The sequence below is a fragment of the Microbacterium sp. NPDC055599 genome (assembly GCF_053618975.1).
On sequence record NZ_JBSHIM010000007.1, the window covers coordinates 212,438 to 219,347 of the forward strand.

At 70.0% G+C, this 6,910-nt stretch carries 6 protein-coding genes; all 6 read right to left on the bottom strand.

What is annotated here, in order from left to right; genetic code table 11:
- Positions 1-3: 3 nt before the first annotated feature.
- The gene (gene mltG, locus ACWGQ1_RS09090) at positions 4-1,623 is read right to left on the bottom strand and encodes an endolytic transglycosylase MltG (RefSeq protein ID WP_452312822.1); all 1,620 of its coding nucleotides are present in this window, start codon (positions 1,621-1,623) and stop codon (positions 4-6) included.
- A 2-nt stretch (positions 1,624-1,625) separates the two neighbouring features.
- Positions 1,626-2,099, bottom strand: coding sequence for a Holliday junction resolvase RuvX (gene ruvX / locus ACWGQ1_RS09095; protein WP_136033661.1), 474 nt, complete (start codon positions 2,097-2,099; stop codon positions 1,626-1,628).
- A complete protein-coding gene (alaS, locus tag ACWGQ1_RS09100) occupies positions 2,096-4,756 on the bottom strand; it encodes an alanine--tRNA ligase (RefSeq protein WP_452312823.1) in 2,661 nt (886 codons plus the stop codon). The genes ruvX and alaS overlap by 4 nt, the downstream gene beginning before the upstream one ends.
- A 53-nt stretch (positions 4,757-4,809) precedes the next feature.
- The gene (locus tag ACWGQ1_RS09105) at positions 4,810-4,998 is read right to left on the bottom strand and encodes a hypothetical protein (protein ID WP_452312824.1); all 189 of its coding nucleotides are present in this window, start codon (positions 4,996-4,998) and stop codon (positions 4,810-4,812) included.
- A gap of 111 nt (positions 4,999-5,109) precedes the next feature.
- On the bottom strand, positions 5,110-5,739 hold the full coding sequence (rpsD, locus tag ACWGQ1_RS09110) for a 30S ribosomal protein S4 (RefSeq protein WP_136033656.1): 630 nt from the start codon (positions 5,737-5,739) through the stop codon (positions 5,110-5,112).
- Between the two features lie 181 nt (positions 5,740-5,920).
- Positions 5,921-6,910, bottom strand: a 990-nt coding sequence (locus ACWGQ1_RS09115) for an AAA family ATPase (RefSeq protein WP_452312825.1), incomplete at its 5' end; no start/stop codon positions are given.

Genomic DNA, 6,910 nt, shown 5'->3' on the forward strand with positions numbered 1-6,910 from the left:
GCCTCAGCAGCCCCCGTCGGGGTTCGCCCTGCACCACTCGCGCCACTTCTCCACGCCCTGCTCGTGTTCGGCGAGCGTCTCCGAGAACTGCGTCTCCCCGGTGGAGAGGTTCACCGTGACGAAGTACAGCCATGGACCGTCGGCGGGCTGCATGGCCGCCTTGATGGCCGCCTCGCTCGGACTCGCGATCGGTGTGACCGGCAGCCCGGTGTTCACGTAGGTGTTCCAGGGGTTCGGGTCCTCGAGCGCTTCTGCGGAGCTCGACACCACGCCCTCGTGCAGCGAGCCGTAGCCATACTGCGCAGTCGAGTCCATCTGCAGCTTCATGTCGATCGCCAGGCGGTTCTCGATCACACGCGACACCTTGGCGAAGTCGTCCGTGCGACCCTCGCGCTGGATGATCGAGGCGATCGTCAGCACGCGCTGCGCGTCGTCCGCGGGCACGCCGGCCGCGTCGAGCGCCTCCCGCGTACGATCCACCATCTGCTGGATGGCCTGCGTCGCCGTGACGCCGGGATCGAACGTGTACACGGCGGGGAACAGCCACCCCTCCAGGCTCTGCGCCTGGACGCCGTAGACGGACGGATCGGCGACCGCGGCCTCGAAGTCCGCGAGCGGCAGCCCGAGCGTCTCCGCCATCGCCGGGAGCGAGGACTTGATCGTGCCGCCCTCCGACACCGAGACGGTGTTCTCGAGCTTGTTCTCCTTGTCCTGGAGGGCGGCGAGGGCAGCCTCGGCCGTCATCTTCTTCTGCAGGCGGTAGACGCCGGGATAGAACGTGACGGCGATGCCCTCGTCGATGAGGTAGTCGTAGAAGACATCGGCGGTCTTGGTCACGCCCGCCTCGTGGAGCGCTGCCGAGACCGGCTGGCCGGTGTCGCCCGACTTGATGGTGACATACACCTCGCCGGTCGCGAGCCCCGGCTCCCAGTCCTTCGCGTCTCCCCAGCCCATGGCGTCGCTGATCCGCTCACCGTAGGTGCTCCACGCCCAGGCGCCGCCGGCCACGATGCCGCCGATGATGGCGAGGACGACGATGAGGGCGATCAGGCAGCCCTTGCGGCGCTTCTTCTTCGGCGCGCCCGGCCCGCGGTGGTCGTCGTCACCCGACACGAACAGGTCGTCGAGCCCGCCGCCGACGGCGGGCTCGACGGGAGAGGTCCGCGCGGTCGAGGCGGCTGCCGGTGCGGAGACACGGGGCAGCGGCCGCGTCGCATCCGCGTCGTGCTCGATGAACGTCTCGCGCGAGCCACGGGCGATGGGGACGGCCGTCGTCTCCGGAGCACGGGACGGCTCTGCCGCGGACACGGGTTCGGCGGCAGCCGATGCCCGATCCTCCGCGCGCGGCGCGACCGGTGCGGGGCGCGCGTCCGACGCGGAGTCAGCGGACCCGGACGCAGCGGGCGCGGGCGCGGTACCGGACTGGTCGAGCGACGGCTCCCCCGCCTGCTGCTGACGAGCGGCTCGCCGCGCGGCCTCGCGAGCGGCGCGGCGCGAGCCTGGCACCGGGCCGCTCGTGTCGGCCGTCGGGACCTGCGGCGCCGGAGCCGGCAGGTTCTCGAAGAGGTCGCCCAAGCGCGCGTCGGTGTCGTGCGGTGGCGAAGCGCTATCGCGTTCGGACATGATCAGGCGGGCTCCTCATCGACGGGGACCGGTGCACCGGCCGGGTTTCCGGTGCTCTTCTCCGTGTCGATCGCCTGCTGCAGCAGAACCACCGCGGCGACCTGATCCACAATGCTACGAGAGTTCTTCTGGGAACGCCCGGAACTCCGCAATGCCGCGTGTGCGGACACCGTGCTCAGACGCTCGTCGATGAGCCGCACCGGCACACCGCTCTCGCGCTGCAACAGCGCTGCGAACTCCCGCGCATCCGTGGTGGACGGGGTGTCCGCGCCCTGCAGATTCACCGGCAGCCCGACCACGAACTCCAGCGGTTCGTACTCCGCGGCGATCGCCACGAGTCGCGTGATCGCCGCATCGTCGCGCGGCACGGTCTCGACCGGGACGGCCAGCATGCCGTCCGGATCGCACCGTGCCACGCCCACCCTGGCGCGTCCCACGTCGACGCCGAGCCGCACTCCGCGACGGAAGCCGGTCACGCTCCGCGGAGCTCCTGTGCAATGGCCTCCAGCGCTGCCGGAAGCGCCGCACCGTCGGTGCCGCCGCCCTGGGCGAGGTCGTCGCGCCCGCCGCCGCCACCGCCGAGCACGCCGGCTGCGCGCTTCGCGAGCGCACCCGCCTTCGCGCCCGCCGAACGCGCCGCCTCGTTCGTGGCGACGACCACGACCGGCCGGCCATTGACGATCGCGCCGAGGGCGACCACTGCCGCCTCCGACCCCAGGCGCTCACGGACGCCGTTGACCAGATCGCGCACGTCGTCCGCCGAGGCCGCGTCACCGAGCGACTGTGCGGCCACCCGGAACGCGCCGATGCGGGACGCGGCCTCCGCGATCGCGGGGATCTGCCCCGCCCGCTCCTTGGCCTCGAACTGCGCGATGCGCTTCTCGGCGGCCTTGAGGCTCGCGGCGATATCGGCGATCCGCTCCGGCAGCTGCTCGCGCGGAGTCTTGAGCGACGCGGTCAGCTGCGAGACCAGCGCGCGCTCGGCGGCCAGCTCGCGGAACGCGTCGGCACCGACGAGAGCCTCGATACGGCGGTTCGACGCCCCGACGGACGACTCGCCGACCACGCTGACCAGCCCGATCTCGGCGCTCGTCGACACGTGCGTGCCCGCGCAGAGCTCACGCGACCAGGGGCCGCCGATGTCGACCATGCGCACGACGTCGCCGTACTTCTCGCCGAACAGAGCCATCGCCCCGGCCTCCTTGGCCTCGTCGAGCGTCACGATGCGCGTCGTCACCTCGAGGGCGTCCTGCACGGCGCGGTTCGTGATCTCCTCGATCTCCGAGCGCGTCTCTCCCGACAGCGCCTGCGACCACGCGAAGTCGAATCGCATATAGCCCGCACGGTTCAGCGAGCCCGACTGGGTCGCGGTCGGGCCCAGCGTGTCGCGCAGAGCGGCGTGCACCAGGTGGGTCGCCGAGTGCGCCTGCCGCGCCGCACGACGGTTGGCCGCGTCGACGATGGTCGTGGCCGCGTCATCCACCGCCACGCTCCCCCGCGTCACCTCGACGGTGTGACTGATCAGCCCGGGGACGGGGCGCTGCACATCGAGCACCTCGAGTTCGTAGCCAGGGCCCACGATCGTGCCCTTGTCGGCGACCTGGCCGCCGGACTCCGCATACAGCGTCGTCTCCGCCAGCACGACCTCGGCGATCTGTCCCTCCGCGGCGCTGCGCACGGAGGCACCGTCGACCAGGATGCCGAGCACCCGCGAGTCGACCTCGAGGGCCGTGTAGCCGTCGAAACCGGTCTCGCCGAGCGCCCGCAGGTCGCGGTAGACCGACACGTCGGCGAGCTGCCGCTTGCGGTTGCGCGCGTCGTCCTTGGCGCGCTGACGCTGCTCCTGCATGAGCGCGTCGAACGCGGCACGGTCGACGTCGAGCCCGGCCTCCTCGGCGACCTCGAGGGTGAGGTCGATCGGGAAGCCGTATGTGTCGTGCAGCAGGAAGGCCTCGGAGCCGCTCAGGGTCGTCCCGCCGCTCTTCTTCGTGTCGTCCACGGCGAGGTCGAGGATGGTCGAGCCCTGGGCGAGGGTGCGCCGGAAGGTCTCCTCCTCGGCGAAGGCGGCCGAGGACAGCACCGACCAGTCGCGCTCGAGCTCGGGGTAGGCCGACTTCATGGCGTCCCGCGACGCGGAGAAGAGCTCGGGGAAGGCCGGCTCGTCGACGCCCAGCAGACGCATCGCCCGCACGGTCCGCCGCATCAGGCGGCGCAGGATGTACCCGCGGCCCTCGTTCGACGGACGCACGCCGTCGGACAGCAGCATCAGCGAGGAGCGCACGTGATCGGCGATCACGCGGAAGCGCACATCGTCCTCGTGCACGGCTCCGTAGCGGCGTCCGGAGAGCTCGACGGCGCGGTCCAGCACGGGCCGCACCTGGTCGATCTCGTACATGTTCTCGACGCCCTGCTTGAGGAAGGCGACGCGCTCGAGGCCCATGCCGGTGTCGATGTTCTTCATCGGCAGCTCGCCGACAATGTCGAACTCGGTCTTGCTCCGGATGTTCTCGAGGAAGTCCTGCATGAACACGAGGTTCCACAGCTCCATGAACCGGTTGTCGTCCGCCGCCGGACCGCCGTCCTTGCCGTAGGACGGGCCACGGTCGAAGAAGATCTCGGAGTCGGGTCCGCCGGGGCCGGGCTGCCCGGTGTTCCAGTAGTTGTCCGCGCGGCCGAGGCGCTGGATGCGCTCCGGCTTCAGCCCGATGATGTCGCGCCAGATGGCCTCCGCCTCATCGTCGGTCTCGTAGACCGTGACCCACAGGTCCTTCTCGTCGAAGCCCAGCCCGCCGTCGGATTCGGAGGTCGTGAGCAGCTCCCACGCGTAGCGGATCGCGCCCTCTTTGAAGTAGTCGCCGAACGACCAGTTGCCGAGCATCTGAAAGAACGTGCCGTGACGCGCCGTGCGTCCGACCTCCTCGATGTCGTTGGTGCGGATGCACTTCTGCACATCGGCGATGCGCGGATGCGGAGCGGGGACCACGCCCGTGAGGTACGGGATCATCGGGACCATGCCGGCGACCGTGAAGAGCAGCGACGGGTCGTCGCTGACGAGGGAGGCCGAGGGGACGATGAGGTGATCGTTCTTCTCGAAGTAGGAGAGATAGCGCTGCGCGATTTCCGCAGTGTTCATAGGTCCCGGTTGTCCTTGTGTGAGGGAGCGCGTCGATGCGCGGCTGCGGTGGTTCAGTTCTCGCCCGGCTCGGTGAGCCGCGCCTCCTGGGCGCGATACGCGTCGCCCAGCGCGGCGGTGAAGCCGTTGATGCGGGCGTCGACGTCGGCGAGGATGTCATGGCCGCGCGGGTCCTTGCTCATGAAGTGAGCCGCGACGAAGCCGCCGATCACGCCGATGAGGAACCACAGCACAGTCTTCATGTCGTCATCCTTGCCTGAGAGCCGCGAAGGCGCGGTCTCTCCATCGTAGGCGGAAACGACAGGAGGCGTCGGGAATCCCCGACGCCTCCTGCCTGATGCTCGATCGCTGGATCAGCGAGCCGCGTAGTACTCGACGACGAGCTGCACTTCACAGGTCACGGGGACCTCGGCGCGCTTCGGGCGACGGACCAGGCGGGCCTGGAGCTTGTCGAGCTCGACCTCGAGGTAGCCGGGAACGGGAGGAAGCACCTCGGCGTGACCGCCGGCTGCCGCCACCTGGAAGGGCTCGGTGCCCTCGCTCTTGGCCTTGACGTGGATGAGCTGACCCGGCTTCACGCGGAACGACGGGCGGTCGACGAGCTGGCCGTCGACGAGGATGTGACGGTGCACGACGAGCTGGCGAGCCTGAGCCGTGGTGCGGGCGAAACCCGACCGCAGCACGAGAGCGTCGAGACGCATCTCGAGGAGCTCGACCAGGTTCTCACCGGTCAGGCCGTCCTGACGACGAGCCTCGTTGAACGTGTTGCGCATCTGCTTCTCGCGGATGCCGTACTGCTCGCGCAGACGCTGCTTCTCGCGCAGACGGACGGCGTAGTCGCTGTCGGCCTTGCGCTTGGTGCGGCCGTGCTCGCCCGGAGCGTAGGGACGCTTCTCGAGGTAGCGGGCGGCCTTCGGGGTGAGCGGGATGCCGAGGGCACGGCTGAGACGCACCTTGCGGCGGTCCTGGGACTTCGTGGTCACGAAGTGTTCCTTCCGATGACGTGGACGTGGATTTCACGTCCGACGGACGTATCGTCCGCGCTCTGCCTCGGAGCGCACGCCGGGGCGCCGTCGAGGTGTGGTGTGAACGCGGAGATGCCCGAAAACTCGGTTTCGAGCCGCTCAAGTCTAACAGACGACGCTGCGCCGACCGACCGGTCTGTCAGCGGTCGCCGAGGATGCGTCGGATGCGCTCGAGCCGCGCACCGATGTCGCGTTCCGCACCGAGGTTCTTCGGCTGGTAATAGTGACGTCCGTCCAACTCGTCCGGCAGGTACTGCTGCGGCACGATCCCGTATTCGCTGTCGTGCGAGTAGATGTAACCGCGGCCGTGGCCGAGCCTCTTCGCCCCCGGATAGTGGGCGTCGCGGAGGTGGAGCGGCACCCGGCCGAAGCCGCCCGCGCGGATGTCGGCGATCGCGGCGTCGATGCCGACGTACGCGGCATTGGACTTCGCCGTCGTGGCGAGGTACACCGTGGCCTCGGCGAGCGGGATGCGCCCCTCCGGCATGCCGATGAAGGCGACGGCGTCCGCAGCAGCGACTGCGATGCCGAGCGCCTGGGGATCGGCGAGACCCACGTCCTCCGACGCCGAGATCACCAGGCGCCGAGCGATGAAGCGCGGGTCCTCCCCCGCCTCGATCATGCGCGCCAGGTAGTGGAGTGCGGCGTCGGGATCGGACCCGCGGATCGACTTGATGAACGCGCTGATCACGTCGTAGTGCTCGTCGCCCTGACGGTCGTAGCGGAGCAGCGCCTTGTCCACCGCCTGCGCCACATCATCCGCCGTCACCGCGGGGACACCGTCCGATGCGCTGTCGCCGTCGTCCTCGACCGCGGCGGCATGGGACAGCGCGACCGCGGCCGCGGCCTCGAGCCCCGTGAGCGCGCGCCGCGCATCGCCCGACGCCAGTCGCACGAGAGCCGTGCGCGCCTCGTCGTCGAGCACCACGGCACCCTTGAGCCCGCGCGCATCCGTCACGGCGCGGTCGACGAGCAGACCGATGTCGTCGTCCGTCAGCGGCTGCAGCGTGAGCAGCAGCGACCGCGACAGCAGCGGGGAGATCACGGAGAACGACGGATTCTCGGTGGTCGCCGCGATCAGGATGACCCAGCCGTTCTCCACTCCGGGCAGCAGGGCATCCTGCTGCGC